Annotated in this window: 23 protein-coding genes; 13 read left to right on the forward strand and 10 right to left on the reverse strand. The window is 70.4% G+C overall.

Annotated features, from left to right (window positions below):
• The first annotated feature begins 12 nt into the window (after positions 1 to 12).
• Positions 13 to 411 carry an SRPBCC family protein gene (locus ACLJO0_RS12755; RefSeq protein WP_410579294.1) on the forward strand — a complete coding sequence of 133 codons (399 nt, stop codon included), beginning with the start codon at positions 13 to 15 and terminating at the stop codon, positions 409 to 411.
• On the opposite strand, the gene ACLJO0_RS12760 is transcribed toward ACLJO0_RS12755, so the two are convergent.
• Positions 412 to 999 carry a TetR/AcrR family transcriptional regulator gene (locus tag ACLJO0_RS12760; protein ID WP_410578607.1) on the reverse strand — a complete coding sequence of 196 codons (588 nt, stop codon included), beginning with the start codon at positions 997 to 999 and terminating at the stop codon, positions 412 to 414.
• A gap of 93 nt (positions 1,000 to 1,092) precedes the next feature.
• Between ACLJO0_RS12760 and ACLJO0_RS12765 the strand changes: the two genes are divergently transcribed.
• Positions 1,093 to 1,749, forward strand: a complete 657-nt coding sequence (locus tag ACLJO0_RS12765) for an FMN-dependent NADH-azoreductase (RefSeq protein ID WP_410578609.1) — start codon at positions 1,093 to 1,095, stop codon at positions 1,747 to 1,749.
• Positions 1,749 to 2,063: a DMT family transporter gene (locus tag ACLJO0_RS12770; protein ID WP_125785387.1), complete on the forward strand. Its 315-nt coding sequence runs from the start codon at positions 1,749 to 1,751 to the stop codon at positions 2,061 to 2,063. Before ACLJO0_RS12765 ends, ACLJO0_RS12770 begins: the two co-directional genes overlap by 1 nt.
• 63 nt (positions 2,064 to 2,126) lie before the next feature.
• On the opposite strand, the gene ACLJO0_RS12775 is transcribed toward ACLJO0_RS12770, so the two are convergent.
• A complete protein-coding gene (locus tag ACLJO0_RS12775) occupies positions 2,127 to 4,133 on the reverse strand; it encodes a prolyl oligopeptidase family serine peptidase (RefSeq protein ID WP_410578612.1) in 2,007 nt (668 codons plus the stop codon).
• 106 nt (positions 4,134 to 4,239) lie between these two features.
• Here ACLJO0_RS12775 and ACLJO0_RS12780 point away from each other — a divergent pair, with 106 nt between their 5' ends.
• From ACLJO0_RS12780 to ACLJO0_RS12790, 3 genes are read left to right on the forward strand one after another with little or no spacing between them, the layout of a single operon-like run.
• A complete protein-coding gene (locus tag ACLJO0_RS12780; protein ID WP_410578614.1) occupies positions 4,240 to 5,172 on the forward strand; it encodes a neutral zinc metallopeptidase in 933 nt (310 codons plus the stop codon).
• Entirely contained in the window at positions 5,169 to 5,651 is a 483-nt protein-coding gene (locus tag ACLJO0_RS12785; RefSeq protein WP_410578616.1) for a hypothetical protein, read from the forward strand. The genes ACLJO0_RS12780 and ACLJO0_RS12785 overlap by 4 nt, the downstream gene beginning before the upstream one ends.
• 43 nt (positions 5,652 to 5,694) lie before the next feature.
• The gene (locus ACLJO0_RS12790; protein ID WP_125785391.1) at positions 5,695 to 6,126 is read left to right on the forward strand and encodes a CBS domain-containing protein; all 432 of its coding nucleotides are present in this window, start codon (positions 5,695 to 5,697) and stop codon (positions 6,124 to 6,126) included.
• Between the two features lie 80 nt (positions 6,127 to 6,206).
• Here the strand turns inward: ACLJO0_RS12790 and ACLJO0_RS12795 are convergent, their stop codons facing one another.
• Entirely contained in the window at positions 6,207 to 7,772 is a 1,566-nt protein-coding gene (locus tag ACLJO0_RS12795; protein WP_410578618.1) for a DUF4139 domain-containing protein, read from the reverse strand.
• A gap of 82 nt (positions 7,773 to 7,854) precedes the next feature.
• Here ACLJO0_RS12795 and ACLJO0_RS12800 point away from each other — a divergent pair, with 82 nt between their 5' ends.
• The 3 genes from ACLJO0_RS12800 (at position 7,855) to ACLJO0_RS12810 (ending at position 11,968) form a co-directional block, all read left to right on the forward strand.
• Positions 7,855 to 9,666: a Xaa-Pro dipeptidyl-peptidase gene (locus tag ACLJO0_RS12800; protein WP_410578620.1), complete on the forward strand. Its 1,812-nt coding sequence runs from the start codon at positions 7,855 to 7,857 to the stop codon at positions 9,664 to 9,666.
• A gap of 232 nt (positions 9,667 to 9,898) precedes the next feature.
• Positions 9,899 to 10,753, forward strand: a complete 855-nt coding sequence (locus ACLJO0_RS12805; protein WP_125785394.1) for a M23 family metallopeptidase — start codon at positions 9,899 to 9,901, stop codon at positions 10,751 to 10,753.
• Between the two features lie 150 nt (positions 10,754 to 10,903).
• Positions 10,904 to 11,968 (forward strand): DUF4192 domain-containing protein, encoded by a 1,065-nt coding sequence (locus ACLJO0_RS12810; protein WP_410578622.1) that lies wholly within the window; start codon positions 10,904 to 10,906, stop codon positions 11,966 to 11,968.
• Here the strand turns inward: ACLJO0_RS12810 and galE are convergent.
• From galE to ACLJO0_RS12825, 3 genes are all read right to left on the reverse strand, one after another.
• The gene (gene galE, locus ACLJO0_RS12815) at positions 11,943 to 12,896 is read right to left on the reverse strand and encodes a UDP-glucose 4-epimerase GalE (RefSeq protein ID WP_125785518.1); all 954 of its coding nucleotides are present in this window, start codon (positions 12,894 to 12,896) and stop codon (positions 11,943 to 11,945) included. The two genes, ACLJO0_RS12810 and galE, sit on opposite strands and share 26 nt — an antisense overlap.
• Before the next feature lie 138 nt (positions 12,897 to 13,034).
• Positions 13,035 to 14,216, reverse strand: a complete 1,182-nt coding sequence (gene galK, locus ACLJO0_RS12820) for a galactokinase (RefSeq protein WP_410578624.1) — start codon at positions 14,214 to 14,216, stop codon at positions 13,035 to 13,037.
• Positions 14,213 to 14,932: a metal-dependent transcriptional regulator gene (locus ACLJO0_RS12825; protein ID WP_125785397.1), complete on the reverse strand. Its 720-nt coding sequence runs from the start codon at positions 14,930 to 14,932 to the stop codon at positions 14,213 to 14,215. The genes galK and ACLJO0_RS12825 overlap by 4 nt, the downstream gene beginning before the upstream one ends.
• A gap of 108 nt (positions 14,933 to 15,040) precedes the next feature.
• Between ACLJO0_RS12825 and ACLJO0_RS12830 the strand changes: the two genes are divergently transcribed.
• Genes ACLJO0_RS12830 through ACLJO0_RS12840 form a run of 3 tightly spaced genes read left to right on the forward strand, consistent with a single transcriptional unit; the run spans position 15,041 to position 19,814 of the window.
• Positions 15,041 to 15,889 carry a sulfurtransferase gene (locus tag ACLJO0_RS12830; protein ID WP_410578626.1) on the forward strand — a complete coding sequence of 283 codons (849 nt, stop codon included), beginning with the start codon at positions 15,041 to 15,043 and terminating at the stop codon, positions 15,887 to 15,889.
• 57 nt (positions 15,890 to 15,946) lie between these two features.
• Complete coding sequence (locus ACLJO0_RS12835; protein WP_125793491.1) at positions 15,947 to 17,119, forward strand: acetoin utilization protein AcuC; 1,173 nt, start codon at positions 15,947 to 15,949, stop codon at positions 17,117 to 17,119.
• Position 17,120: 1 nt separating this feature from the next.
• Positions 17,121 to 19,814, forward strand: coding sequence for a GNAT family N-acetyltransferase (locus tag ACLJO0_RS12840; protein WP_410578628.1), 2,694 nt, complete (start codon positions 17,121 to 17,123; stop codon positions 19,812 to 19,814).
• 51 nt (positions 19,815 to 19,865) lie between these two features.
• Here ACLJO0_RS12840 and ACLJO0_RS12845 read toward each other — a convergent pair whose 3' ends face one another.
• Positions 19,866 to 20,291 (reverse strand): SgcJ/EcaC family oxidoreductase, encoded by a 426-nt coding sequence (locus tag ACLJO0_RS12845; RefSeq protein WP_410578630.1) that lies wholly within the window; start codon positions 20,289 to 20,291, stop codon positions 19,866 to 19,868.
• Positions 20,292 to 20,356: 65 nt separating this feature from the next.
• Between ACLJO0_RS12845 and ACLJO0_RS12850 the strand changes: the two genes are divergently transcribed.
• The gene (locus ACLJO0_RS12850) at positions 20,357 to 20,962 is read left to right on the forward strand and encodes a TetR/AcrR family transcriptional regulator (RefSeq protein WP_410578632.1); all 606 of its coding nucleotides are present in this window, start codon (positions 20,357 to 20,359) and stop codon (positions 20,960 to 20,962) included.
• Here ACLJO0_RS12850 and ACLJO0_RS12855 read toward each other — a convergent pair.
• The 3 genes from ACLJO0_RS12855 to ACLJO0_RS12865 form a co-directional block, all read right to left on the reverse strand.
• Positions 20,914 to 22,011 (reverse strand): alpha/beta hydrolase family protein, encoded by a 1,098-nt coding sequence (locus tag ACLJO0_RS12855; protein ID WP_410578634.1) that lies wholly within the window; start codon positions 22,009 to 22,011, stop codon positions 20,914 to 20,916. The genes ACLJO0_RS12850 and ACLJO0_RS12855 overlap by 49 nt on opposite strands.
• A 151-nt stretch (positions 22,012 to 22,162) precedes the next feature.
• Entirely contained in the window at positions 22,163 to 23,683 is a 1,521-nt protein-coding gene (locus ACLJO0_RS12860) for a long-chain-fatty-acid--CoA ligase (protein ID WP_410578636.1), read from the reverse strand.
• Positions 23,680 to 24,753, reverse strand: coding sequence for an acyl-CoA dehydrogenase family protein (locus ACLJO0_RS12865; RefSeq protein ID WP_410578638.1), 1,074 nt, complete (start codon positions 24,751 to 24,753; stop codon positions 23,680 to 23,682). The genes ACLJO0_RS12860 and ACLJO0_RS12865 overlap by 4 nt, the downstream gene beginning before the upstream one ends.
• Between the last annotated feature and the right edge of the window lie 7 nt (positions 24,754 to 24,760).

A 24,760-nucleotide genomic window follows, 5' to 3' on the forward strand; every position in this document is an offset into this window, starting at 1 on the left:
GGTGGAGGCGTGATGATCGGGAAGACGAAGGACGCGGGCTGGGAGATCGGCGTGTCCAAGACGATGCCGTATCCGCTGGCGCAGGTTTGGGAGTACCTCTCGGGTCCGGGTCTCGCGGCCTGGCTGGGCGACGTGCGGCTGGAGCCGGAGAAGGGCGCGCCGTACGAGACGGCGGAGGGCACTGTCGGTGAGGTTCGCGGCTACCGTGAGCAGGAGAAGATCCGCCTCACCTGGCGGCCGAAGGACTGGGACCACGAGAGCACGGTCCAGGTGGGGCTCCGTCCGGCCGGGCCGGACAAGACGGTCGTGGTCTTCCATCAGGAGCGGCTCGCCGGGCCCGAAGAGCGCGCCGCGCAGCGTGAACACTGGCAGGCCGTGATGAAGCTCGTCGCCGATGGCCTCGCCGGCTGATCAGGCCAGTGCCCGCCGTGCCTGCTCGGCCAGCGTGTCGGTGATCCGTTTCGCGCTCAGGCCGAGTTCGCTCGTTTGATAAAGGAACACGTCTGCGGCCAGCGGCGCCAGCAGGATGTCGGCGAGCGCGTCCGGATCCTTCACGTTCGCCTCCTCGGCGAGGAGGCGGACGTGGGTGCGCCACAGCCGGTACGGCCCGCTGGTGAACCGCGAATGCCCGACCTCGGTGCCGAGGACGAGATGCGCGTGCCTGGTGAGCAGTCCGATCATCGCCGCGTAGAAGGCGGCCAGCCGCTCGGCGGGCGGCGCGCCGGGGCCCAGCGGGGGAGGGCCGGTGAGCAGTCGCTCCTGGAGTTCTCGCTCGTGTTCGTCCAATAGTGCGACGGCGATCGCCGAGCGGTCCGGGTAGCGGCGGTACAGCGTCGCCCGGCCGACCCCGGCCGCTTTGGCGATGTCCTCCATGGTGACGTCCGCGGCCGGACGTGCGGCGAAGAGTTCTTCGGCGGCCTTCAGGATCTTCGCGCGGTTGCGGGCGGCGTCCGAGCGTTCCCGTCCCGAGTCGCCCGCGAGCAGGTCTTCCGTCGGCATGTCCGCAGCCTAGGGAATATCCGGACGCGGCGTCCACTTGTACCCGGCGAAGCAAGTGGACGCCGTGTCCACTTCCTGGTCCGGGAGGCCCCGATGAGCCACCTTCTCCACCTCGACTCCAGTGCCCGCAGCGCGTCGTTCTCCCGCGAGCTGAGTGCTCGTTTCGCCGAGATCTGGCGTGCCGCGAACCCGGGCGCCGGCTACACCTATCGCGACGTGGCCGCCGATCCGGTGCCGCCGATCGGCCAGGCTTGGACCGAGATCTGCGACGCGCTCCTCCAGAACGGGATCACCGATCCGGCCGGCTACGCCTCGGTGGTGAAGACGCCGGAGCAGCGCGAGGCCTGGGCGATCATCGAGCCGCTGCTGGCCGAACTGCTCGCCGCCGACGTCGTGCTGATCGGGACGCCGATGTACAACTTCTCGATCCCCGCGACGCTCAAACTGTGGATCGACCAGGTGACGTTCCCGAAGATGTCCTTGGTGGGCAAGGCTTTCGTGGTCGCGGGAGCGCGCGGCGGCACGTACCTGCCCGGCACTCCGCGGGAACCGGTCGACCATCACGAGCGCTACCTGCGTGACTTCTTCGCCGGTCACTACGACGTCCACGACGTCACGTTCCTGCATTCCGAACTCACGAACGCTCTCGTCGACCCGCGGCTGAGCCCGCGTGATCCCGACCGGATCGCGTCGCGGGAACAGGCGCTCCTCGGCGCCGAAGAGCTGGCCGCGGCCGGAAGGGAAGCTTGATGGGCTGGGGAATCCTGCTCCTGGCGGGAGTCGTCGAGGTCGCCTGGTCGCAGAGCATCAAGCCGACGGAGAACTTCACCCGGTTCTGGCCGACCGTGCTGTGCTTCGTGCTCGGCGTCGCCGCGGTCTACCTGCTGTCGAAGGCGATGGACTCGCTCCCGGTGGGGACCGCGTACGCCGTGTTCACCGGCATCGGCGCGGTGGGCGCGATCGTGTTCGGCATCGTGATCCACAAGGACCCGCTCAGCTTCGGGCGGTTCGCGGCGATGGCGCTGATCGTCGGAGGGGTGGTGCTGGCGAAGGTGGCGGAGTGAGCCGAGTGTCAGGAAAGGGTCGGTTAGGACGAAAAACGTCTTGAACGACCCTTTCCTGACACGTCAGGCCAGCTTCTCCCACAGGAATTCGAGCATCAGCGCCCATTTGAACGCCAGTTGCTCGTTGTCGGCCGCCGCGCCGTGCCCGCCCTCGATGTTCTCGTGGTACCGCACGTCGTGTCCCTGCTCCCGCATCCGCGCGACCATCTTGCGCGCGTGGGCGGGATGCACCCGGTCGTCCCGGGTGGACGTGACGAACAGGACCGGCGGGTACTCGCCATCACCGCGCACGTTCTGGTACGGCGAGTACTTCCCGATGAAGTCCCATTCGCACCGGTCGTCGGGGTCGCCGTACTCGGCCATCCACGACGCGCCCGCGAGGAGCTTGTGATACCGCTTCATGTCCAGCAGCGGCACCTGGCTCACGATCGCGCCGAACAGGTGCGGATAGCGCGTCAGCATGACGCCCATCAGCAGCCCGCCGTTGCTGCCGCCCTGGATGCCGAGGCGGGCTGGCTCGCTGATGCCGCGTTCGACGAGGTCGGCGGCGACGGCTGAAAAGTCCTCGTAGACCTTGTACCGCTTGGCTTTGGTCACCGAGGTGTGCCAGTCCGGCCCGTACTCGCCGCCGCCGCGGATGTTCGCGACGACGTAGGTGCCGCCGCGCGAGAGCCAGCCGCGGCCGATGACCCCGCTGTAGCCTGGGGTCAGCGAAACCTCGAAGCCGCCGTAGCCGGTCAGCAGCGTCGGGCCCCCTTCGGCGCCGGAGGGGCGTACGACGAAGTACGGGATCTTCGTGCCGTCTTCGGAGGTCGCGAAGTACTGCGAGACCGTCATGCCCTCGCTGTCGAAGAACGAGGGGGCGCGCTTGAGGACCTCGACCTCGCCGCCGACGTGCCCGTAGCTCAGTGTCGACGGCTGGGTGTAGCCGCTGGAGTCGAGCAGGTATTCGTCGCTGACGTCGGGGTCCGTGCCGGTGATCTGCGCGGTGCCCAGGTCCGGGGCGCCGGCGAGCGGCTGCGAGCTCCAGCCGTCGGACGGTGTGAGCACGCGCAGTTCCGTCCGGACGTCGGACAGCGTCGAGAGCAACAGGTGGTTGTGCGTCCAGGCCCAGTACTCCAGCGACGTGTGCGCGTCCGGGGTGAAAAGGGTCGTGAAGGTGCGCTCACCCGCCATGAACGCGTCGAACCCGGAGGCGAGCAGGGAGCCGGAGGGGTACGTCGTGCCTTCGACGGTCCAGTCCGAGCGAAGCCGGATCAGCAGCCACTCGCGGTGCGAAGACGTCTGCGCGTCTTCGGGGACCTCGATGCGTTCGAGCCCGCCGGACGTCCGGAGATACCTTTCCGTGCGGTAGAAGTCGATCGAGCGGTAGACGAAGTCGCGTTCCCAGCCCTCGGTCGGGTCGTGGTGCGCGGACACCGAGACGTCGTCGGGCTTGCCCTCGAAGACCACCGTCGCCTCTTCGAACGGGGTGCCGCGCCGCCATTCCTTCGCCAGCCTCGGATAGCCCGAACTGGTCAGCGTCCCGGTCCCGAAGTCGGTGCCGATGTAGACGCGGTCGCGGTCGATCCAGCCGATCCGGGTCTTGGCCTCGGGCACGAAGAACCCGTCTTCGACGAAGCGTCGCTCTGTGAGGTCGAACTCGCGGACCACGGTCGCGTCGGCGCCGCCTCGCGACAGTTCGACCAGCGCGCGCTGGTAACCCGGCCGGAGGACGGCCGCGCCCTGCCACACCCAGTTCTCGCCGTCGGCCTCGGCCAGCGCGTCGACGTCGAGCAGGAGCTCCCACTCCGGCGTGTCGAGCCGGTACTGCTCCAGGGTGGTGCGGCGCCACAGGCCGCGGGGGTTGGCCGAGTCCTGCCAGAAGTTGTACAGGTATTCGCCGCGGCGCCGGATGTAGGGAATCCGGTCGTCGGCGTCGAGGACCTCGCGGACCTCGTCACGGATCCCGGCGAATCGCTCGCCGCCCGCCAGTTCCTCCAGAGCTTCGGCGTTGCGGGCTCGCACCCAGTCCAGCGCTTCTTCGCCGGTCACGTCTTCCAGCCACAGGTACGGGTCCTCGTCACTCATGCTGACAGTCTCGCCGTGGCCCCGGCCCCGGCGCCACCAGGTGCGGTGTTTTCGCCTGCCCTGCCGGTACTCCGTATGCTGTTGGCTCGCACGTTTGGGGGACACCATGACCGGCACCGACGAGGTACCCAGACCGTTCGTGCCCTCGCCGGGTCGTCCCGAAAGCCCCCGCAACACGGGGACCGCCGTGGTCGGTCTGCTCATCGTCGCCGCCTTGACCACCACCGGGATGGCGATGGCGGGCGGGCCGAGGCAGATCGACGGCCAGGCCCTCCCGGTGTCCGGTCAGTACACCTCGGAAGGCGACAAGGCCCCGGCCGGAAACACGAAACCCGCGCCCAAGGAGGTGCGGGAACTGGAGACGAATCCGCTGCTGGCCGACGGGGTCGCGCTCGGCGCGGTCACCTGCCGCCTACCCGGGATCAGTCGCGAGCCCGCGAAGCTGGAGACCTACTACAAGACGTTCGTGACGTGCCTGGCCGAAGCCTGGAAACCCGCCTTGGACCAGGCGAACGAGCCCGCGCTGACGGTGACCGTGCAGGTGACGCTGCCCGAGACCAGCGCCTGCGGGAAGGCACCGGGCGAGAACGAGGCCGTCGCCTACTACTGCGGCGGCGACACCACGATCTACGCGCCGACCGAGTGGATGCTGGGCGACGCGGGGCTCGAACGGTCCCGTCACCTCGCGACGATGGCCCACGAGTACGGGCACCACGTCCAGCGGTCCAGCGGGATCCTCTCGGCGGCCGCGGAGAAGATGTCGTCGCCGGAGGAGAACTCGCCCGCGGACAAGGAACTGGTCCGCCGCATCGAACTGCAGGCGAACTGCTTCGGCGCGCTCGCCCTCGCGGCGGCCGCCGGACGCGGTTCGATCAGCAGGTCGCTGGCCAGCGCGGCCCTCGACGACTACGGCCGCGCCGACGACAGCGAGACCCACGGCAGCCGTCGTAACCAGCTGAAATGGGCGAAGGCAGGCTTCTCCGGGAAAGCGACGTCGGCGTGCAACACCTGGGCGGCCCCGGCCTCGGACGTCAAATGACCGACGACGTGATGGCCGAGATCAACACCGGCCTCCAGCTGCACATCTCCGGTGATCGCGTCGGCGCGCGCGAGAAGTTCGCGGCGCTGTGGGAACGGATCGGCGAGGATGGCGACCCGCTGCACCGGTGCGCGCTCGCGCACTACATGGCCGACGTCTGCGACGACCCGGCCGACGAACTCGCCTGGGATCTCCGCGCGCTAGCGGCGGCCGATTCGCTCACCGACGAACGCGCCAAGGAGTACCACGCGACGCTGGCCGTGCGCGGCTTTTACCCGTCGCTGCACCTGAACCTCGCCGAGGATTACCGCAAACTCGGTGATCACGAGTCCGCGAAGGCCCAGTGGGAGCTCGGGCGGGGCACCCTCGGCGCACTCGGCGACGACCCGTACGGCGCCGGCATCGTCCAGGCCTACGACGCGCTCGCGACCAGATTGGGCATCGAACCGGACTCTGCGGACTTTCGCGCAGGGCGGTGAAGCCATAACCTGGAGTGACTCAGGTCACCCGGGAGGAGCGCGTATGCGGATTTCCGATCTGTTGCGGAACAAGGGGGCGGCCGTCGCGACCGTCTCGCCGGAGACGAACGTCACCGAACTGCTCGAGAGACTCGCGGAGCACAACGTCGGCGCCCTGGTGGTCGTCGACGCCGAGGGCGGGATCGTCGGCATCGTCTCCGAACGGGACGTGGTGCGGCGGCTCAACGAGCGCGGACCCCAGCTGCTCGACGGATCGGTCGCCGCGATCATGACGAAGATGGTCGCCAGCTGCACCCCCGAGGACTCGGTCGACCAGCTGTCCGTCCTGATGACCGAACGCCGCATCCGGCACGTCCCGGTCGTGGTGGACGGCAGGCTGGCGGGGATCGTGAGCATCGGCGACGTCGTGAAGACCCGGATGGAACAGCTGGAGAAGAGCCAGGAACAGCTGGAGGCGTACATCTCGCAGGGCTGACCTGGTCCGGCACGTGCCATGAAAGGTCCTTTCCTTGCAAATTTTGCAAGGAAAGGACCTTTCATGGCGTTCCGGGACGGCTACTCGCGCCACCCCGACAGCTCGACACCCTTCGCGACGTCCACCCGGTACCCGAGCGTCACGACGCCCTTCGCGCCCGGAGCGAGCGTCAGCCGCCAGGTGAACTCGCCCAGCTCGGTCCGCTCCACCGGATCCGGCACGGTGCGCACGTCGCGGACGGTGATCGCGTCGTCCCGGGAGACCGGTGCCTGGTCCAGCACGGTCACGACGGCCTCGCGCGGGCTGTGGTTGACGATCGTCGTGGTGTAGGCGGCCTCCCGTTTCCGGGCGCCGGACAGCGTCGCCTTGCTCGCCGAGCGGTGCGCGAGTTCCCGGTCGACCCGGATCCGGTCGTCCACGCCGAGGGCGAGTTCGAGTTCCTCTCCGGGCGCCCAGACGTCCAGCCGTGTGGTGCCGACGAACTCCGTCTCGTGGAACACCGACGCCTTCCCCGGCCGCAGCGTGTGCTCCGAGGTGTTGACCACGGTCGCCCGCAGGTACGCCTCGCCTGACACCGCCGGAGCGGTGACATGGCCCAGTTTCGCCGTCAGCTCCAGCTGCGCGAGCGTCGTGCGGTGACCCTGCGCTCCCGACGGCACCGCCACCGGACGTCCCGGCCGGTAGGTGACCGCGGTGGTGCCCTGGTCGACGGACGCGGTCCGCATCGCCATCGGCGGCGCGGCGGGGGCGGCCATGCCCACCGACTCGGGGATCCCGCCGCCCGCGGGGGAGGCGCTGCCGTACGCGGCGCGCGCCATCAACGGCTGGACCGGCCGGACGCGGTCGAGGAACCACGGTTCGAGTTCCGGTACCTCCACCGTGTTCGCCGGCCGCGCGGTGGACAGGGCCAGCTCGCATTCCGGCCAGTCCTCGCCGGTGTGCTGGGTGATCCGCCCGTACCAGGTCACCGAGACGTCTTCACCGCGGACACGGACGTCGTAACCGGGCTCCCAGCCCGCGTTCGCGACCACATAGGACAGTTCGAGGCCGATCTCCGCACCGTCCTCCTGGCTCTCCACTTCGACCGTCACCGTCGCACTGTCCACTTCGGACGTGCCTTGTTTCGCCTCGATCTCCCGGTCCAGCGCCTTGAGGTCGTCACGCAGCCGGGCGAGGCGGATGCCGAGTTCACGGCGCTTCCCCAGCGCCTCGGCCAGTTGCGAGCCGAGCGCCTCGGTGACTTCGGCGACCCGGGGCGGCTCCGCCGTACCCGCCGCGAGCGCCTTCGCGAAACTGCCGCCACTCCGCTTCGCCACCCCGGTCAGCAGATCGACCTTCGTGGTCTCCGCGGCGACAGCGTCCGCGACCTCGTCCACCACCGCCTGATCGGCCCGCCGTCGCTCGGTCAGCGCGCGCAGGGAAACGTCCGCGGGGGCGGGATGGCGCTCGACGGCGACGTCGACTCCGGCGATGACCGCCGGGCCGGCCCCGGTGACGCGGACCGAATCGGTGTCCAGGTTCCACGGCAGGCCCGCGAAAGCGAAGCGCGTTTCCCCGTCTAGGCCCGCCGAAGCCCGCCTCGTGATCCGGGCGTGGTGCGGGTAGACGGTGACGGCGACGATCGGTGCTTCCAGGGTGCTCGGCATGCCCCCGACGTTAGTCTCTTGACACCCGTTCGGGTGGCCGGAAACCTCAGCTGCGTCTTGCCCGCCCGCCCTTGGGGGTCACGTGAGAGTCGCCAGACTCGCCGCCTTGTTCACCGCCGTCCTGGTCCTTCCGGCGACCGCGCTGCCTGCCCAAGCCGACGCGCCACCGGCGCCGGTCTTCTCCGGCGGCCAGGCGCAACCGGTGTTCGACCCGGCCGACGTCATCCGGGAGAACGTCTGGGTCACCGCGCCGGTCGACAGCGACGGCGACGGCAAGGACGACCTCGTGCACGCGGAGGTGGTGCGGCCCCGCGCGACACAGCAAGGCATGAAGGTCCCGGTCGTGTACCAGGCCAGCCCGTACTACGCGGGCGGCAACGACGTCGCGAACCACAACGTCGATGTCGAGCTGTACGTGCCCGGCGCGAAGCGGCCCGCCGCGGGCCCGCGGATCGCGACCAAGACCGTCGGCCCGAATCCGGCGCCGATCGGCTGGCGGTACCAGGACTACTTCACCGCCCGCGGTTTCGCCGTGGTGTACGGGGAGTCGCTCGGCAGCGGCCAGTCCACCGGCTGCCCGAGCACCGGCGACGTCAACGAGACCATCGGCGCGAAGTCCATTGTGGACTGGTTGAACGGCCGCGCGACGGCCCGTGACGCGGCAGGCAAGGCCGCTATCGCGGACTGGAGCACCGGCAAGACCGGCATGATGGGCGTCTCCTACAACGGGACGCTGCCCAACGCCGTGGCCAGCACGGGCGTCGAGGGGCTGGAGACGATCGTCCCGATCGCGGCGATCTCCAGCTGGTACGACTACTACCGCAACGACGGCGCCGTCGTCGCGGCAGGCGGTTTCCAGGGCGAGGACGCGGACGTGCTCGCGGATTACGTCTACACCCGCCAGGATCGCGCCGTCTGCCGCCCGCTGATCGACAGCATCGCGGTCGACCAGGACCGGGTGACCGGTGACTACAGCCGCTTCTGGGACGTGCGCAACTACCGCAACGACGTGAACAAGGTGCGCGCTTCGGTGCTCGTGGTGCACGGCTTCGGCGACTGGAACGTCAAGACCGACCAGGGCACCCGCTGGTACGAAATGCTCAAGCGGCACGGGGTCGAGCACAAGATCTGGCTGCACCAGGCCGGGCACGCCGACCCGTACAGCCTCCGCCGCGACGTCTGGCTCGCCACCCTGAACAAGTGGATGTCGCACTACCTCTACGACGTGGACAACGGCATCGAGCGCGAGCCGAAGGCCACCATCCAGCGTGAGGACAAGTCGTGGGTGGACGAGCCGGAGTGGCCGCTGCCCGGCACCCAGGACGTGAAGCTCTACCCGTGGCCCGGTGGTTCCTCGAAGGGCAAGCTCGACACGCGCAACCCCGTTCCGGGCAAGGCCGCGGTCGAGACGCTGGCGGACGACGCGAGCAAGACCATCGAACAGCTCGCCGCCGCGACGTCGTCGGGCAACCGGCTGCTCTACGCGACCACTGCGGCGAAGCAGGCCGTGCGTCTCTCCGGAACGGTGAAGACCGACCTGTCGCTGTCCTTCGACAAGCCGGCCGCGAACGTGACCGCGGTGCTCCTCGACCGTGCTCCGGACGGGACGGCGAAGGTGATCACCCGCGGCTGGACCGACCCGCAGAACCGGCGCGACCCCGCCCGCACCGAGCCGATCACCCCCGGTGAGAGCTACAAGGTCGAGGTCGAGCTGGTCGCGAAGGACTACCTGCTCGCGGCCGGGCACAAGATCGAGTTCCTGGTCGCCTCCAGCGACCACGACTACACGCTCCGGCCCAAGCCCGGCGCCGGTGTCTCGGTCGAGCTGAACCGGACCTCGCTGGTGCTGCCGGTGGCGGGCGGCAAGCCCGCGCTGCGAGCCGCTTTCGGCTGAGCGAGCCCACGTCCGTGAAGGCCTCCTTCCTTACCCTGAGGGTAGGGAAGGAGGCCTTCACTACGTCATCGATGTGCCGTGGTGACGCCGAGGCTGAGGGCGTGGTGCCGGCGGGAGGGGATCCGGCGTTTCCGGGTGGAAAACACCCACCCGACCTCGGGCTTGTACGGAAAATGTATTTCTCCCGGCTTTGCTTCGGCCTGTCCGGCTTCCCCACCTGATGGAGGTCTCCATGTCCAGGTTGCGCCGTTTCGCAGTGCTCGCCGCGGCCGCCGTTCTGCCCGCGCTCGGCCTGACCCTCGCCGGTACGACGCAGGCGTCGGCCGCACCGAACTTCCAGGTCCCCTTCAAATGCGGTGTCACGGTCACGGCGGCGACGTTCAGCGGGCACAGCCCGGCGAACTCGGTCGACTTCCAGAAGTCGGGGATCACCGGGATGCCGGTGCTGGCGTCGGCGGGCGGCACCATCACCCGGGTCGCCAACGAAGGCAGCACGAGCTACGGGCGCTGGGTCGAGATCGACCACGGCGGCGGCTGGCGGACCCGGTACGCCCACCTGTCGACCCAGTCCGTCTCGGTCGGCCAGGCCGTCAGCGTCGGCAAGCAGATCGGCACGGCCGGGGCGACCGGCGGGGTGACCGGTCCGCACCTGCACTTCGAACAGCGGCTCAACGGGGTGGCGCAGAAGGCGGTGCTGCACGGGGTCGCGGTGCCGTACTACGGCCACACCAACTTCACCAGCAAGAACTCGTGCGGCGGCAACCCGTACGACGCCACCGAGGTGTGCGGCAGCGGATTCTCGGTCGTCGATTCGCAGGGGCTCGCGAACAGCGCGGGAACGGCGTACCTGCTCTACAACGCCTCGACCAAGGCCAACTGCGTCACCACGCTGAAGGCCGTTTCTCTCGGCACCGCGTCGCCGGTGTCGGCGTTCCTCGAAGTCCAGGGTTCCGCTCGTGTGACCGACTCCGGCAGCTTCACCTACTACGCCGGACCGGTGAAGAAGACGGCCGCCTCGACCTGCGTCAAGTGGGGCGGCTCGGTCGGGTCGAACGCCTACGAGAGCCCGTTCGAACACTGCGGCTGACCCCGCGGGGCCGGGCACTGTAGACCACCCTGCCGACAGGATCGGCGTCCCCGCGACCCTTCCCGCGGCGGTTGTCCACAACGGCCCCGGCTGTCCACAGATGTGTCCCGCCCCCACCCAGCGGCCCCATCCCCGCCGCAGGGTGGGGGCATGACCACATCCACCCCGACCGGCAGGACCACGGTCGATCTCACGGATCCGGCGGACCTGCTCGCCGCGATCCCGTACCTCCTCGGCTTCCATCCCGAGGACTCCGTCGTCGTCTTCGGCCTGCGCGGCCCGGGACGCAAGCAACAGGGCCTCGTCATGCGCGTGGACCTGCCACCGCCGGGCCTGGAACACGACCAGGCGCGTGACCTGGCGATCAGGCTCGCCGTGACCCACCACACCGGTGCCACCGTGGCGGTGGTCGGCGGTGGCGCCGTGAACAAGGCGGGGCGGCCACCGCGACGCCGGTTCATCCGGCGCCTGGAAGCTTCGCTGGCCGAATACGACATCTCGCTGAAGCATTCGGTGTGGGCGCCGCGTATCGCCGCCGACGTGCGCTGGGGCTGCTACCGGGACCGAACCTGTGGCGGTCGCCTGCCGGATCCGCGCGACTCGGTGGCCGCCGCGGTCGTCACCGGTGCCGGGCAGATCACGCACGCGAGCCGGGAAGAGGTCGAGCGCCTCTTCGACCCCGTCGCGCCGGAGACGCTCGCCAGACGTACCGATCTCCTCACGAGAATGGCCGATCCGCCATGGCGAGGCGGAGATCTCGTCGGGGCGGGAGTCGGCGAGGTGAACGCCGCGCTCGCCCGCGCCGACGACGGCGATCTGACGGTCACCGACGAGCAGGCCGTCCGGCTGGCCTGGGCCCTTTCCCTGGTCGAGGTCCGGGGCGCCTGCATGCTCACCGCCGCCCCCGCGGAGTCACCCCTCGCCCGCACGGCGGAGGAGCTCTGGCTCGCGCTGGCCCGGGAACTCCCGGCGCCGGAAGCCGCCGAGGCGCTGGCGCTGAAAGCACACGCCGCCTACGTCCGAGGCGACCTGGCGACCGCCGGGATCGCTCTGGTCAGGGCCGGCGAAACCGACCCCGACCACGGGCTGACGAAGTTGCTGACCACGGCACTGCACACGATGGTGCAGCCGTCCGAACTGGCCAGGGCGGTCCTGCGGCAGCGGGCCGAAGGAACTCCCGAGATCCGCCTCAGGCGGTCTGGCGGGACCGGGTGAACGCCCACGCGTCGGCCACGATGCCGTCGAGGTCGGTGCGCTCGGGCTTCCAGCCGAGTTCGTCGTTCGCCCGCTCGCTGGAGGCCACCAGCACCGACGGGTCGCCCGCCCGGCGCGGCGCGACCGCGGCGGGGATCTCGTGACCGGTGGTGCGGCGGCATGCCTCGATCACCTCGAGCACGGAGAAACCGGTGCCGCTGCCGAGGTTGTAGACGCGGTGCTCGCCGTCGGCCGCGTGGCGCAGCGCCAGCAGGTGCGCGTCGGCGAGGTCGACCACGTGGATGTAGTCGCGGATGGCGGTGCCGTCGGCGGTCGGGTAGTCGTCACCGAAGATCTGGATCCGTTCGCGGTCCCCGGTGGCGACCTGGAGCACGAGGGGGATCAGATGGGTTTCGGTGGCGTGCCGCTCGCCGAAGGAGCCGTAGGCGCCGGCGACGTTGAAGTAGCGCAGGCTGACGGCGGCGATGCCGTGGGCGCGCGAGAACGACGTGATCGCGTGGTCGATGGCCAGCTTCGTCGCGCCGTAGGTGTTGGTCGGCCGCGTCGGCGCCGTCTCCGGGATGGGGGAGGACTCCGGTTCGCCGTAGGTGGCCGCGGTGGAGGAGAACACCAGCCGCTTCGTGCCGTGGTCGCGCATCGCTTCCAGCAGGCGAAGCGAGGTCAGGACGTTGCCTTCCCAGTACTTCGCCGGATCCGTCATCGACTCGCCGACCAGGGACTTGGCGGCGAAGTGGAGGACACCGTCGAAGCCGTCGCCGAGAAGGCGCTGAGCGACCTCGGCGGCGTCGCCCTCGACGAAGGTGGCGTCCGGGTGCACCGCGTCGGCGTGCCCGGTGGAGAGGTCGTCGACCACGGTGACGTCGTGCCCGGCCTCGATGAGGCGGGCCGCGCAGACGCTGCCCACATAACCGGCTCCGCCCGTCACCATCAGCTTCAGGGTCTTGGTCGGTTCGTCGGTCACGTTCGCGCCTTTCTGCTGCGGATGCGGTCGCGGCCCAGTGTCCTCGCCCCCAGGCACAAGGCTCGCCCGGGGGTACAGGTGCGCTCCACGGAATCCGGCCTCGGGCTAGAGCTCGTCGCGGCCGGCGCCGCGCGACGGCACCGCGGTGAACAGCCTGGGGTGGCGCAGATCCGCCGCTTCGTACGCGGCCTTCACCGCCCGGCCCACCGAGTCCACATCGGACTCGCGGACCAGCGCGATCGCCGAGCCGCCGAAGCCGCCGCCGGTCATCCGCGCGCCGAGCGCCCCGGCTTCCCGGGCCGAATCGACGGCGAGGTCGAGTTCCCGGGTGGAGATCCGGTAGTCGTCGCGCATGCTGACGTGCGAGGCGTCCAGCTGGGGGCCGATCTCGGTGATCCGGCCCGCCCGCAGGAGTTCCACGGTGTCGAGGACGCGCTGGTTCTCCGTCACCACGTGGCGCACCAGCGGCACGAGTTCGGACGGCAGCTTGTCGAGCGCGGCGTCCAGGCCGTCGACGTCGATGTCCCTGAGCGCCTTCACCTCGAGCAGCTCCGCGGCGCGCTCGCAGCCCCGCCGGCGTTCGCCGTAGCCGCCCTCGGCGTGCGAGTGCTTCGTGCGGGTGTCCATGATCAGGATCCGGACGCCGGATTCCTCCAGCGGGAACGGCACCTGCTCCATCTCACCGGAGCGGACATCGAGGAACAGCACGTTCGATTCCGTGCAGCACAGGGAAGCGGTCTGGTCGAGCAGACCGGTCGGCGCACCGACGAAGTCGTTCTCCGAACGCTGCACCCAGCGGGCCACCTCGTGCAGGCTCGGCGAACCCGCGCCTGCCCCGGCAGTGATGCCCGCCAGCCCCAGGAGGGCCAGCGCGACCGCGCATTCGAGCGCGTGGGAGGAGGACAGACCCGCCCCCGAGGGCACATTCCCCGCGATCGCCACGTCCGCGCCACCGCCGAGGCCCTGGTCACGCAGCACCCACGCGACCCCCGCCGGGTACGCGGCCCACCCCTCGACCGAACCGGGCCGCAGATCGGCGATCGTGAGCGGGCCGGATTCCTGAACCCTGCCGTCCGAGCCGAGCGTGGCCACGGTCAGCACGCCGTCCTCGCGCGGGGCCGCCGCGGCGGCGAGCCGGTGCGGGAGGGCGAAGGGCAGCACGAAACCGTCGTTGTAGTCGGTGTGCTCACCGATCAGGTTCACCCGGCCGGGTGCGGACCAGACGCCCGCCGGAGCCCGGCCGTGGAGGACCTGGAAGGTCTCCGCGGCGTCGGACGCGGCGCTCACCTGGCCTGCGCCAGCACGGCGTGCAACGCCGACACGGGAACCTGCGCGGTGTTGTCCCCGCCGGTGACCTCTATGGTCCCGCCGGGTGCCGCCTTGCCGACCTTGACCCGGCTGCCGGGCACGATGCCGACGGATTTGAGCTCCGTCATCAGCGCCTCGTCCAGCTGCACGTGCTCGGCGATACGGCGGATCTCGACCTCGCCGCCACCCATGCGGGCGAACTCGTCGAGCCGCACCAGGTCGGCCTCGGCGGGCGGGGCGGGATCACCGTCGCCGAGCTTGTCCAGCCCCGGGATCGGGTTGCCGTAGGGCGACGTGGTGGGGTGGTCGAGCAGCTTGACCAGCTTGCGCTCAACGGCCTCGCTCATCACGTGTTCCCAGCGGCAGGCCTCGTTGTGGACGTGCTCCCACTCCAGGCCGATGACATCGACCAGGAGGCGCTCGGCCAGGCGATGCTTGCGCATGACCGCGATGGCGAGCTCGCGACCGTGTTCGGTCAGCTGCAGGTGCCTGTCGTCCGCGACCACGACCAGTCCGTCGCGCTCCATCCTGGCGACGGTCTGGCTCACGGTCGGGCCGCTCTGCTGCAGCCGCTCCGCGATCCGGGCCCGCAGCGGGACGACACCTTCTTCTTCGAGCTCGTAGATCGTACGCAAGTACATCTCTGTGGTGTCGATGAGATCGTTCACGCTGTCCCCTTCGTCCGCGTTGCTCATCGTAGTCGCTGGCACCGACAGCGACGCAGGCGTGGGGAGAACAAGTGCCGAGGCGGGAAAAGTCCCCCAAGCTGGGCGTGGAGCAGTGAGGCACGGAAAGATGGCCGTATGCGCCCCATGATCACCACCGGCGAACTCGCCGCGCAGCTCTCCGGGCCGGAACCGGCACGCTCCGTGATCCTCGACGTCCGCTGGCGGCTCGCCGGCCCGCCCGGTGCGGATTCCTACCGTGAGGCGCATCTCCCGGGCGCGGTGTACGTCGACCTCGACACGGCGCTCGCCGGAGAGCCGGGTGACGGCGGCCGCCATCCGCTGCCGGACCCGGCGACACTGCAACGGCACCTGCGGGCGGCCGGGGTCCGCGCCGGGCATCCGGTCGTGGTCTACGACGACTCCGACGGTTCGGTCGCGGCCAGGGCGTGGTGGCTGCTGCGCTGGGCCGGGCACACCGATGTCGCCGTGCTCGACGGCGGGTTCGCCGCCTGGGCCGAGGAAGGGCGCCCGCTCACCGGCGAGGTCCCCTCGCCCGAGGAGGGCGACATCGTCGTGAAGCCCGGCGGCATGCCGGTGCTCGACGCCGACGAGGCCGCCGCCCTCGCCAGGGACGGGCTGCTCTTCGACGCGCGGGCGAGGCCGAGGTACGCGGGGGAGACCGAGCCGATCGACCCGCGCGCCGGGCACATCCCCGGCGCGGTCAACGCGCCCTTCTCCGGGCATCTCGCGGAGGACGGCCGCTGGCGTGACGCCTCGGAACTGGCCGAGCGGTTCGAAGGTCTCGGCGTGGCCCCGGAGACCCCGGTCGGTGTCTACTGTGGATCGGGGGTCACCGCCTCGTCCGTCGTGCTCGCGCTCGAAGTCGCCGGTCACCCGGAGCCCGCGGCGCTGTACGCGGGTTCGTGGTCGAACTGGTCCCGCGATCCGGAGCGCCCGGTGGCCACCGGCGATCTGCCCGGTTGACCCGCGGGCGGGTCCGGAACGGCGCACGTTCCGACGCAGGGCACTAGAGTTCGGACCATGCGAGCACCGGCCGTCGTATGGGACTCCTCGCTGCTGGGTTACGACCTCGGCGGCGAGCATCCGTTCAACCCGGTCCGGCTCGAACTGACCATCCGGCTCGCCACCGAACTCGGCGTGCTCGACGGGGTCGAACTGCTCGTCCCCGGCCCGGCGGGCGAAGACGAGCTGCGCCGGGTGCACCTCGGCGAGTACATCGAGGCCGTCCGGCAGGCGCCGATGACCGGTGCCGATTTCGCGCACGGGCTCGGCACCGAGGACAACCCGGTGTTCACCGGAATGCACGAGGCTTCCGCGCTCGTCGTCGGCTCGACGCTGCTGGCGGCGCGCAAGATCGCCGAGGGCGAGGCCACCAGGGCGGTGAACATCGCCGGCGGCCTGCATCACGCGATGCCGGGCAAGGCGTCGGGTTTCTGCGTCTACAACGACTGTTCGGTGGCGATCTCGTGGTTGCTGGACCACGGCTTCGATCGCATCGCCTACGTCGACACCGATGTCCACCACGGCGACGGCGTGCAGGAGGCGTTCTACGACGACCCCCGGGTGCTGACCGTTTCCCTGCACCAGCACCCGTTCACGTTGTGGCCGGGCACGGGCTACTCGGCGGAGATCGGCAAGGGCGGGGCCGAGGGCACCGCGGTCAACCTGCCGCTGCCGCCGGGCACCCGTGACGGCGGCTGGCTGCGGGCGTTCGAGGCGGTGGTGCCGTCGCTGCTGGAACAGTTCCGGCCGCAGCTCCTCGTCACCCAATGCGGCGTCGACTCCCACGAGGAAGACCCGCTGGCGGACCTCTCGCTCTCGGTGGACGGCCATCGCGCCATCTACCGGCGGCTGCGTGAACTGTCCGAAGCGCACGCGGGCGGCCGCTGGCTCGCCGTGGGCGGCGGTGGCTACCAGCTGATCCGGGTGGTGCCGCGGTCCTGGACCCATCTGCTCGCCACCGTGCTCGACCGCGACGTCGATCCGGCGACGGCCCTGCCGCCGAACTGGGTCGCGTCGATCTCCAGGGCGGCGCCGAAAGCCGAGATCCCGCCCGGCATGTCCGACGACCGCGACACCGCGTACGTCCCGTGGGGGGACGGGGCGGACGAGCCGGTCGACATCGCCATCCGCGACACCCGCCGGGCGATCTTCCCGCTGCACGGCCTCGATCCGGACGATCCGAGGGACTGACATGGCCAGTGAGGACACCAAACGCGACCCCTACGACTTCCCTCGGGAGTGGGAGGCCGACGTCCTGCTCTCCGACGGCGGCACGGTGCACCTGCGCCCGGTGATCCCCAGTGACGCCGACGGGCTCGTCGCCTTCCACGGGCGGTTGTCCGAACGCACCCGGTACTTCCGGTACTTCGGCGCCTATCCGCGGATCCCGCAGCGGGACCTCGAACGGTTCTCCGTCGTCGACCACCACGACAGGGTCGCCTTCGTCGCGCTGCTGGGCGACGACATCGTCGCGGTCGGCCGCTACGAACGGCTCGAACACGGGCCGTCGGCCGAGGTCGCGTTCGTCGTCGACGACGCCCATCAGGGTCGCGGGCTCGGGTCGATCCTGCTGGAGCATCTGGCCGCCGCCGCCTCGGAATGCGGGCTTCGCCGCTTCGTCGCCGAAGTGCTCGCCGAGAACGCGGCGATGGTCCGCGTGTTCCGCGACGCGGGCTACCAGGTCAGCCGCGAGATCGAAGAAGGCGTGCTGCACCTGGAGTTCGACATCGACCCGACAGAGGAGTCGCTCGCGGTCGCCCGCTCCCGTGAGCAGGCCGCGGAAGCGCGCAGCGTGCACAACCTGCTGCATCCGAAGTCGGTCGCGGTGATCGGCGCGTCCACCGATCCGACGAAGATCGGCTACGTCGCCCTCACGAACCTGCTCAGCGCCGACTTCGCCGGCACGGTCTACCCGGTCAACCCGGAGCACAAGTCCGTCCGCGGCGTGCGTGCCTATCCGTCCGTCGTGGACATTCCCGAGGACGTCGACCTCGCGCTGGTCGCCGTGCCCGCCGAGGCCGTCGAGTCCGTTTTGGACGGTGCGCTGGCCAAGGGGGTCAAGACCCTCCTGATCGTCTCGGGCGGGTTCGCCGAGGCCGGTCCGCACGGGCTGCACGCCGAACTGAGGCTGGTCGGGGAGGCCAGGGCGCACGGTATGCGGGTCGTCGGCCCGAACGCGCTGGGCGTGCTCAACACCGACGTCTCGGTCCGGCTCAACGCCACGCTCGCGCCCCGCCTGCCCGCGCGCGGCCGCACCGGGTTCTTCTGCCAGTCCGGCGCGCTGGGCACCGCGATCCTCGCCGACGCCGAAGCGCGCGGCCTCGGGCTTTCGACGTTCGTCTCGGCGGGGAACCGGGCCGACGTCTCCGGCAACGACCTGCTCCAGTACTGGGAGACCGATCCGGCGACCGACCTCGTCCTGCTGTACCTGGAATCGTTCGGCAACCCGCGCAAGTTCGCCCGGCTCGCGCGGCGGCTGGCGCGGACGAAACCGGTGGTGGCGGTGAAATCCGGCAGGCACGCCGTCCGCCCGCAGCTCGCCGCGACTTCGGCGGAGGTCGACGAGTCCAGCGTCCAGGCCCTGTTCGAACAGGCTGGCGTCGTCCGCGTCGACACGCTCGCGCAACTCTTCGACACCGCGCTGGTCTTCGCGCATCAGCCGTTGCCCGCCGGGCCGAGGGTCGCCATCGTGGGCAACTCCAGCGCCATCGGGCTGCTCGCCGCAGACACCGCGCGGGCGCACGGCCTCCGGCTGACCGCCGATCCGGTCGACGTCGGGCCGCAGGCGAGCCCGGAGGAATTCGCCGCCGCCGTGCGCGAGGCACTCAACTCCCCGGAGGTCGACGCGCTCGTCGTGGTCTTCGTGCCGCCGCTCGCGATCCCGGGCACGGCCTACGCCCGCGCGCTGCGGGAGGCCGTCGTCGAGATGGACAAGGACAAGCCGATCGTGTCGACCTTCCTCGCCGTCGAGGGGGTGCCCGACGAGCTGGCCGTGTTGTCCGAGGACGGCGTGCCGACGCGCGGTTCGGTCCCGTCGTACCCGAGTCCCGAACGGGCGGTGAACGCGCTCGCGCGGGTCGTGCGCTACGCCGCCTGGCGGCAGCGGCCGCAGGGCAATCTGGTGCGCCCCGCGGGCCTGCACGCCGAGCAGGCGCAGGTGATCGTCTCCGAGCTGCTGGCGGGCGAGGAAGGCAAGACGACGCTGCTGTCCGACGACGACGTGGTCCGGTTCCTGGGCTGCTACGGCATCGACGTCGTCCCGTTCCGGGTCGCCTCGTCCGCGGACGAGGCGGTGAAGGCGGCCGAGGAGCTGGGCTTCCCGGTCACCCTCAAGGCCGTCGACGAACGGCTGCGCGGCAGGCCGGACCTCGCGGGCGTGCGGCTCGATCTGTCCTCTGTGGACGGAGTGCGCCGGGCGTACGCCGATCTGCGCGAGATCTCCCATGACGACGAGGTCTACGTCCAGCGCATGGCGCCCAAGGGCATTTCGTGCGTGGTCGGACTGCAGGACGATCCGTCCTTCGGCACGCTCGTGTCGTTCGGTCTCTCCGGGCTGGTGAGCACACTGCTGGGGGACAGGGCTTACCGCGCGGTCCCGCTCACCGACGTCGACGCCGCCACGTTGCTGCGCGAGCCGCGGACGTCGCCGCTGCTCACCGGGTACCGCGGCGACGAACCGGCGGATCTGGCCGCGCTCCAGGACATCGTGCTGCGTGTCGCGGCGCTCGCGGAGGACAACCCCGAGGTCCGTTCGATGACGCTCGACCCGATCCTGGCCTCACCCGACGGCGCTTTCGTCGCCAACGCCCGCATCGTGCTGGGCCCGCCGCCTTCCCGTCCCGACACCGGGCCGCGAAGGCTGCGGCCGATCAACGCCCCTACTTGAGCCCGGGCAGCACGACGCTGAGCGCCGGTTTCCAGACCGCGACCCCGCCCGTCAGGAATCCCACTCCTGGGGCGAGCGGGCGCCGAGGTCCGCGTCGTGACGGGTGAACGCCGCGATGTCTCCCCTGATGGTGTTGTGGAACGCGACGATCCGCCCGTCGTGGACGAGTTTCGTCTGCACCGCCTGTGCTTCTCCCGCCAGCGGACCGGTGGGGATGGACAGCGTGGTCGCGGTGTGCACGAGGTCGAATCCGCCGCCGAGCGGACGGCTCGACACCTGCCGGATCCGCAGCGTGCTGCCCCGGTAGATGGTGTCGAAGATGTTCTGGCTCTCGCGCGCGATCGTCGCGCGGCCGCGCTGGATCCGGCCGACGACGTCGACGAAGTCCGCGTCCTCGGCGAAGTTCGCGGCCCACGCCTCGCCGTCGCCCGCGTTCCAGGCGCGTTCCAGCGCGGTGATGATCTCCTCGGTGGTCATCGCTACCCTCTCTTGTAACAGTGATCCATAAGTTAGAACAACGTTCCAACTTTCGAGGAGCATACATGCCCGCGGACCTTCCCGGCATCGTCCGGTTGCGCGACCGTCGTGAGGCACTGACACTGCGCACGATCCTGACGGCGGCCCGCGGGCTGTTCGCCGAACGCGGGTACGCGCGGACGCCGATCCGCCTCATCGCCCAGGAAGCCGGGGTGTCCCCGCAGACCATCTACGCCCACTTCGGCTCGAAGGCCGGTGTTCTCGGCGGCCTCGTCGACCTCCTCGACGACGAGGCCGGGATTCCCGACCTCGTCGCCGAGGCGCAGCGGACCGAGGATCCGGTCGCGTTGCTCGGTCTGCTGGCCACGGTCGCGCGGCAGGTCCGGGAGCGCTGTGGCGACATCGTCACGATGCTGGGCTCCGGCGCGGCCGTCGACCCGGACATCGCCGCGACACAGGCGGAGGGCGCCCGGCGCAACCGGCTCGGTGTCGAGCTGGTCATCGACCGGGTCCGGAACGGCGGCCGCGCGGTGGTGCCCAGGGCCGCGGATATCGCCGTGGCCCTGATGAGCGCAGACGTCCACGCCAGCCTCGTCACCGAGGCCGGGTGGAGTCACGACGACTACGAAGCCTGGCTCAAGGACACCTTGGTCACGTCGCTGCTTCGGTGACGCAGAGTCTTGCCGAAGAACGCCGAGAGCTGAGCGCGCTGCGTGGCGACGCTCCGCGCCGGGTCGATGGTGCCGACGAACGCGGCCGGAGCGTTGCCCAGCTGCGGTAGCAGCGTCTGGTAATCGGTGAAGCTGAAGTGTTCACCGTCCGGCAGCCGCGTCTCGCGGGTCCAGCCACGCTGGTTGCGGAGGAACTCCTGCCAGGACGCGTCCGACGCGGCGCTGTGATCACCCGCGCTCATCAGCAGGAACGGCCGGTCCAGCCCCTCGTCGGCGACGCGGCCGAAGATCCGCTGAGATTGCGAGTGGGCCATGCTGCCGTCCAGATTCGCCCCGGCGACGACGCGCCGATCGGTCACCATCGTCTCGCCAGCGGTGAACCCGCCGGCGGAGTGGCCGAACATGCCGGCCTGGTTCAGGCCGAGCGAGTCGAGGACGAAACGCGTGTCGCGGACGCGAGTGTCGATCACGCGCTTCGACACCTCGATGCTCGACGGCGGCAAGGCCTTCTTCGCGACGCGCCCATCGGGGAACTCGACCGCTTCGGCTTCGTGGGTGTGGTCGATGGCCACGACGACGTAGCCCTCGCTCGCGAGTTGTTCCAGGTGCGTGGTGCCGTGCGACCGCGACAGGGTGCCCCCGGGCGAATACAGCACGACAGGCCGCTTGCCGCCGATCGCGGGCGCGCCGGCCCTGGCGTGGGTGGGGAAGCGGTAGTCGAGCTGATCCGTCGTCATACCCAGCTTGACGGCGTCGCCCTCGGCCACCACCTTCGCGACACCCGGCGCCATGTACGGCGCTTTCGGCTTTCCGCTCGGCAAAGCCGGGTACCGCACGGTGACCATCAATTCCCGCGTCAGACCGGGAACCCACGGGTCTTGGCGGGAGTGATCGATCAGGTGGAGGTCGGTGCTGCCGACGGCATAAGGACCTGTCGGTGCGGGAAGGCTCAAGCGGACGGGTGCCGCCGACGCGGACGGCGCGAGGAGGACGGCGGGCAGGGCGAGAATGGACGCCAGTACGCCGATCCGGCGCGTGGTTCGGTTCATGGCACCGAACGTAGGCAGCGCGCCGGTGCCGGGACATCGGGAAGATCACCGGTGCCGACCCTGGGATCCCTGCGGGTCACGACCCTGCCCCCTCCCGCAATTAGTCACCTACTTGCGGTAGTTCGCGCAGCCGGCTGGCGCAAGTAGGTGACTAATTGCGGGAGGTCAGGGGGTAGCGCAGCTCTTGGGCGTCGCGTGTGCCCTCGGCGGCCAGTTCTCGTTTGAGTACCTTGTGCGTAGCCGTCCGCGGGAGTTCGCCGAGCGTCCGCACGTACCGGGGCCACTGCTTCGGTCCGAGGTCGCCTTGTGCGGCAACGAAAGCGGCGAACTCGGCCGCGTCGATCGGTGTCCGGCAGACCAAGGCGGCCATCACCTGGTCGCCCACCCTCGGATCCGGCACCCCGTACACGGCGACCTCGCGGACCGACGGATGGCGGAGGAGCGCGCGTTCGATCGGCGCGGTACCGAGGTTTTCGCCGTCGACGCGGAGCCAGTCGCCGAGCCGTCCCGCGAAGTAGCAGTAACCGTCCGCGTCGAGGTACGCCAGGTCTCCGGTGTGGTACATCCCGTCGCGCATCCGCTCGGCCTCGGCGGCCGGATCGCCGTAGTAGCCGGCGAAGAAGCCGGCGCCGCCGGTGTTGACGAGTTCGCCGACCGCCTCGGCGGCGTTGACCAGTTTCCCGCCCGCGTCGAATTCCGCCGGGGGACAGGGTTTCCCGGTCTCCGGATCGAGGACGGCGACACCGTCGAGCAGGCGGCCGAGTGAGCCTGCCGGGGTGGTGGCGTCCCGGCCGAAGTTCACGCCGCCCTCGGTCGAGCCGAACGCGTCGACGACGTGGCAGCCGAAGCGCTTGCCGAAAGCGGCGAGGTCGGCTTCCGCACCTTCGTTGCCGTAGACCAGTTTCAGCGGGTTTTCGGCGTCGTCGTCCCGCTCTGGGGTGGTGAGCACATAAGACAGTGGCTTGCCGACGTAGTTGGCGTACGTCGCACCGAACTTCCGCACGTCCGGCAGGAAGCCCGAGGCCGAGAACCGCCGCCGCAACGCGATCCCCGCGCCCGCGGCGAGGCCGACCGACCAACCGGCCATGATGGCGTTGGAGTGGAACATCGGCATCGACACGTACACGGTGTCCTCTGTGGACAGACCGAAGCGGGTCGCCAGCATCTCGCCGGGGTAGGCGATCTTCCCGTGCGTGCACCGGACGGCCTTCGGGTCGCCGCTGGTGCCGGAGGTGAAGATCAGCATGAGCAGGTCTTCGGGCTTCGCGGCCACGGGGACGACGGCCTCCCGCGCCGGCTCGAACTCGCTCAGCGGCAGCACCGGGACGCCGGCCTCGGACAGGAGTGGGAGGTACTTTTCTTCGGCGAACACCAGCTCGCAGTCGGCCAGCGCGATGTCGCGGGCCAGCGCCGCGCCCCGGCGCGTCGGGTTCAGGCCGACCAGCACGTGCCCCGAAAGCGCCGCGCCGCCGAGCAGGAACGAGAACTCGGGGACGTTGTCCGCCAGCAGCCCGAAATGTCCGCCGGGCCGCAGGAGCCCGGCGAGCGCGGCCGCGTGTCCGGCGCAGGCCCGGACGTGTTCGGCCCAGGTCCAGTGCCGGTCTTCGAACAGCAGGCCGGTCGAGCGGTCCTCCGCCCGCGCGAGCAGGAGTTCCGTGACCGTGGGGGTCATGCCGGGTCCGCGGCCAGCAGGTCGCCGAGTCCGCGCAGTTGCGTGGTCGCGCCGCCCAGCGTGAACTCGAGCCGCTTCGCCGCGACGAAGTAGCGATGCAGCGTGTGGTCGACGTCGATGCCGACCCCGCCGTGGATGTGCACGGCGGTGTGCGCGACCCGATGCCCGGCTTCGGCCGCCCAGAACTTCGCCGTCGCGACCTCTTCGGCCGCCGGAAGGCCTTCACTGAGCCGCCAGGCGGCCTGCCACAACGTCAGCCGGACGGCTTCGACGTCGACGTAGGCGTCGGCGAGCCGCTGCCGCACCGCCTGGAAACTCCCGATGAGATGGCCGAACTGCTTGCGCTCCCGCGCGTACGCCGCGGTCAGCTCCAGTGCCCGTTCGACGACGCCGAGCTGCTGGGCGCAGACGCCGATGGTGGCCCGCAGCCGCAGCCATTCGCCGATGTCGCCCAGTGAGGTCGCGGCTTCCGCGCCGGACAGTTCGACGAGTGCCGCGTCGGCGTGGTCGACGGTCCGCTGCGGGGAGACGGTCACCGCGTCCCGGTCGAGCAGGAACACCTGCCGCCCGCCGTCGATGGCGGCTTCGACGAGGAACCCGTGCGCGAAGGCACCCGAAGGCACCGCCGTCTGGGCGCCGGTCAGGCGCCAGCCGTCGCCGTCGGCCTCGGCGGTGAAACCGCAGGGCACGCCGTAGTCCGGCAGCGCCACCGCGAGGACGTGGTCGCCGCGCAGGACCGGGACGACCCAGCGCTCCACGAGCCGCCCGTCTCCGAATTCGGCCACCGCCGCGACGCCCAGGACGACCGACGTCAGATACGGCACGGGTGCGACCGCGCGGCCGATCTCGGCCAGTACGGAACACTGCTCCAGCAAGCCGAACCCGCCACCGCCGACCGACTGCCCCACGGCGGCGTCGAGCACCCCCGCCTGGGCCAGTGAAGTCCACAGTGGAGCGTCGAAGCCGCCGGAACCGTGCGGTCCCAGCACGTCGGGGGTGACCTTGTCCGTCAGGATCCGGTTCGTGAGCGACGCGAGATCCTTCTGCGCTTCGGTGAGCGTGAAGTCCATGGGTGCC

It is taken from the genome of Amycolatopsis sp. lyj-108, from assembly GCF_046549005.1.
Taxonomy (GTDB): domain Bacteria; phylum Actinomycetota; class Actinomycetes; order Mycobacteriales; family Pseudonocardiaceae; genus Amycolatopsis.

Excerpts from the sequence above, each read along its gene's own strand:
- ACLJO0_RS12755 (WP_410579294.1), top strand. The coding sequence starts at position 13 with ATGATCGGGAAGACGAAGGACGCGGGCTGGGAGATCGGCGTGTCCAAG.
- ACLJO0_RS12760 (WP_410578607.1), bottom strand. The coding sequence starts at position 999 with ATGCCGACGGAAGACCTGCTCGCGGGCGACTCGGGACGGGAACGCTCG.
- ACLJO0_RS12765 (WP_410578609.1), top strand. The coding sequence starts at position 1,093 with ATGAGCCACCTTCTCCACCTCGACTCCAGTGCCCGCAGCGCGTCGTTC.
- ACLJO0_RS12770 (WP_125785387.1), top strand. The coding sequence starts at position 1,749 with ATGGGCTGGGGAATCCTGCTCCTGGCGGGAGTCGTCGAGGTCGCCTGG.
- ACLJO0_RS12775 (WP_410578612.1), bottom strand. The coding sequence starts at position 4,133 with ATGAGTGACGAGGACCCGTACCTGTGGCTGGAAGACGTGACCGGCGAA.
- ACLJO0_RS12780 (WP_410578614.1), top strand. The coding sequence starts at position 4,240 with ATGACCGGCACCGACGAGGTACCCAGACCGTTCGTGCCCTCGCCGGGT.
- ACLJO0_RS12785 (WP_410578616.1), top strand. The coding sequence starts at position 5,169 with ATGACCGACGACGTGATGGCCGAGATCAACACCGGCCTCCAGCTGCAC.
- ACLJO0_RS12790 (WP_125785391.1), top strand. The coding sequence starts at position 5,695 with ATGCGGATTTCCGATCTGTTGCGGAACAAGGGGGCGGCCGTCGCGACC.
- ACLJO0_RS12795 (WP_410578618.1), bottom strand. The coding sequence starts at position 7,772 with ATGCCGAGCACCCTGGAAGCACCGATCGTCGCCGTCACCGTCTACCCG.
- ACLJO0_RS12805 (WP_125785394.1), top strand. The coding sequence starts at position 9,899 with ATGTCCAGGTTGCGCCGTTTCGCAGTGCTCGCCGCGGCCGCCGTTCTG.
- ACLJO0_RS12810 (WP_410578622.1), top strand. The coding sequence starts at position 10,904 with ATGACCACATCCACCCCGACCGGCAGGACCACGGTCGATCTCACGGAT.
- galE (WP_125785518.1), bottom strand. The coding sequence starts at position 12,896 with ATGGTGACGGGCGGAGCCGGTTATGTGGGCAGCGTCTGCGCGGCCCGC.
- ACLJO0_RS12825 (WP_125785397.1), bottom strand. The coding sequence starts at position 14,932 with ATGAGCAACGCGGACGAAGGGGACAGCGTGAACGATCTCATCGACACC.
- ACLJO0_RS12830 (WP_410578626.1), top strand. The coding sequence starts at position 15,041 with ATGCGCCCCATGATCACCACCGGCGAACTCGCCGCGCAGCTCTCCGGG.
- ACLJO0_RS12835 (WP_125793491.1), top strand. The coding sequence starts at position 15,947 with ATGCGAGCACCGGCCGTCGTATGGGACTCCTCGCTGCTGGGTTACGAC.
- ACLJO0_RS12840 (WP_410578628.1), top strand. The coding sequence starts at position 17,121 with ATGGCCAGTGAGGACACCAAACGCGACCCCTACGACTTCCCTCGGGAG.
- ACLJO0_RS12845 (WP_410578630.1), bottom strand. The coding sequence starts at position 20,291 with ATGACCACCGAGGAGATCATCACCGCGCTGGAACGCGCCTGGAACGCG.
- ACLJO0_RS12850 (WP_410578632.1), top strand. The coding sequence starts at position 20,357 with ATGCCCGCGGACCTTCCCGGCATCGTCCGGTTGCGCGACCGTCGTGAG.
- ACLJO0_RS12855 (WP_410578634.1), bottom strand. The coding sequence starts at position 22,011 with ATGAACCGAACCACGCGCCGGATCGGCGTACTGGCGTCCATTCTCGCC.
- ACLJO0_RS12860 (WP_410578636.1), bottom strand. The coding sequence starts at position 23,683 with ATGACCCCCACGGTCACGGAACTCCTGCTCGCGCGGGCGGAGGACCGC.
- ACLJO0_RS12865 (WP_410578638.1), bottom strand. The coding sequence starts at position 24,753 with ATGGACTTCACGCTCACCGAAGCGCAGAAGGATCTCGCGTCGCTCACG.